The following is a 2,354-nucleotide window of genomic DNA, read 5'->3' on the forward strand; positions in this document are numbered from 1 at the left end:
CTCTAACACCGTCCACTGTTCATCCGTGAGATCTCCCCGACCCATGAACCGTGATCATTCACACCTCAAGATCCACTTTCGATACACGGCCTAGATGATTGAGTCCAAGGGCTCGTAGCCGTAGGCCGCCAGCGAGCGGTGTCGCATGTCGCTGCCATCACTCGCCCAGCACGTGCAAGGCGTGCCCGTTTCATCCTGGCGGGCAGCGGAGAGCGCGCAACGCATGCTCCAGCAACTCGGAGGACGTCTCGTGGTCGGGCCCTGCTTGGGAATGGCCTTGAGTCTCCAGTGACTGGAGACAGCAGAGTGGGGGACATGGACGTTACGACCCTCTACTCGATCGGGGAGCTTTCCCGGCGGACCGGCTTGTCTGTGAGGACCATCCGCTTCTACTCCGATTCGGGGGTGGTAGCGCCGACCACCCGTAGCCCCGCCGGTTACCGGCTCTACGACCTCGACGCACTGCTTCGTCTGGAACTCCTCCGCACACTGCGCGAGCTGGGCATGGACCTGGCCACTATTCAACGGGTACTGGACCGCGAGCTCTCGGTGGCGGAAGTCGCCGCGGCGCACGCCGACGCCATGGACGTCCAGATCCGGGTGCTGCAACTGCGTCGGAGCGTTCTGCGAGTCGTGGCCAGACGCGGGGCCAGTCCTGAGGAGACCACACTCATGCACAGGCTCACACAGTTGTCCGGCGAGGAACGCCGACGTTTGATCGACGATTTCGTGGATGGCACCTTCGGCACAGTGGATGCCGACCCGACTGCGGTGGCCATGGTTCGCGCTGCCACTCCCGACCTCCCCGATGATCCGAACAGCGAGCAGGTCGCCGCGTGGGTGGAGCTCACCGAGCTGGTCGGCGACGAGGATTTCCGTGCCCGGATGCGCCGGACGGCCGTACGTCAGGCCGCCGGGCGCCCGCTCGACATCGAATGCGATGCCGGCGAGGAACTGATGGAATTCACCCGTCAGAAGGTGGCCGAGGCCATGGAGTCGGGCATCGACCCGCTCAGCGACAGGGGCGCACCCGTCATCGACGACCTCGTGCACCGCTTCGCCGAGGTGCTCGCGCGCACCCCTGACACGGAATTCCGGGACTGGATGGCCCAGCAGTTCGAAGAGGCGCACGATCCCCGGGTAGACCGATACTGGCGGCTGGTGTGGATCGTCAACGGCTGGCAGGTAGTACCGAACCTGATCCCGGTGTACCCCTGGCTCATCCAGGCCCTGCGAAATGACCGTGCCGCATAGTCACCGCAGTGGGCACGCCCCGGATCCCTGAATGAGTCCAGGGGATCGCCTGCGGACATGAGACAAGGGCGTCCAACGTCGATGTGTGACTAACGACCTGGACACCCTCGCAACGGCACTCTATGCCCGGATTGACGACGAGTTGAAGGCTTCGCCGTGGCTGGCGCCGTGGCGGCCTGCCGTCGGAATCACGCCCACGCTCAGTGACGCCGAGCTGATCACGCTCGCGGTCATGTCGGCGCTGCTCGGATACACCTCTGAGCGGCGCTGGCTTCGCCGCGTCGGGCGGGACTTCGGCCACCTGTTTCCCTACGTGCCCCAGCAGTCCGGCTACAACAAGCGGCTGCGCGCCGCGTTCTCACTGCTCATCACACTCGCGATACTTCTGGGGACTGCGTCTGCACCTGGTGTGCACACTCGGCGGACTGCCGGTCCTGTTCGCACTCACCGGGGCCAAGGCGGACGAGCGCGAAACGCTGCGCGACATGCTCGATACCGCGCCAGACGTCCTCGCCGTTCACCCCGGGCAGACGATCATCGGGGACAAGAACTACTTCGGCCGCGAGTTCGAGTACGGCCTTGCCGAGCGTCACCTGAAGTTGCTGCGGCCAGCCCGCAAGGGGGAAGCCGAGCGGGCCGGGGCGCACCTGTTCAAACCGCTGCGGCAGGTCATCGAGTCGATCAATCAGACCTTCAAAGGGCAGCTCGACCTGGAACGACACGGCGGCAAGAGCGCTGCAGGGGTGTCAGCCCGGGTCTTGTGCCGGATCCTCGCACTCACAGCGGTGATCTGGCACAACGACCAAACTGGACTGCCCATCAAGCGATCACTCACGGCCTACGATCACTGACCGCAACAACACCCCTTGGACTCATTCATCTAGACGACGGCACGGCGGTCCAGGGGGTGGCGCGGTGGCCGCAGCCGCACGCCTGCCCCCGCTCTTGCGGCTTCCTTGGCTCTCTCGGCTCCCCCGACTCCCTCGACTTTTTGGTCAACAGCCGTGAGACGAAAGGTACTTGCTCGCCCGAGATGCCTGCTCACCGGCTGAAGCCGGACTCGGCCGATCATCGACCGCGACCGGCGCCGGGCCGAACAC

1 protein-coding gene and 1 pseudogene are annotated in these 2,354 nt (G+C 65.1%); both read left to right on the forward strand.

From position 1 onward, the window contains the following. Positions 1-315 precede the first annotated feature (315 nt). On the forward strand, positions 316-1,254 hold the full coding sequence (locus tag ACWDVB_RS40205; protein ID WP_451520017.1) for a MerR family transcriptional regulator: 939 nt from the start codon (positions 316-318) through the stop codon (positions 1,252-1,254). Positions 1,255-1,339: 85 nt separating this feature from the next. After that, positions 1,340-2,105, forward strand: a pseudogene (locus ACWDVB_RS40210) (transposase). Positions 2,106-2,354: the final 249 nt, after the last annotated feature.

This window comes from Streptomyces sp. NPDC003379, from assembly GCF_053589195.1.

Excerpts from the sequence above, each read along its gene's own strand:
- ACWDVB_RS40205 (WP_451520017.1), top strand. The coding sequence starts at position 316 with ATGGACGTTACGACCCTCTACTCGATCGGGGAGCTTTCCCGGCGGACC.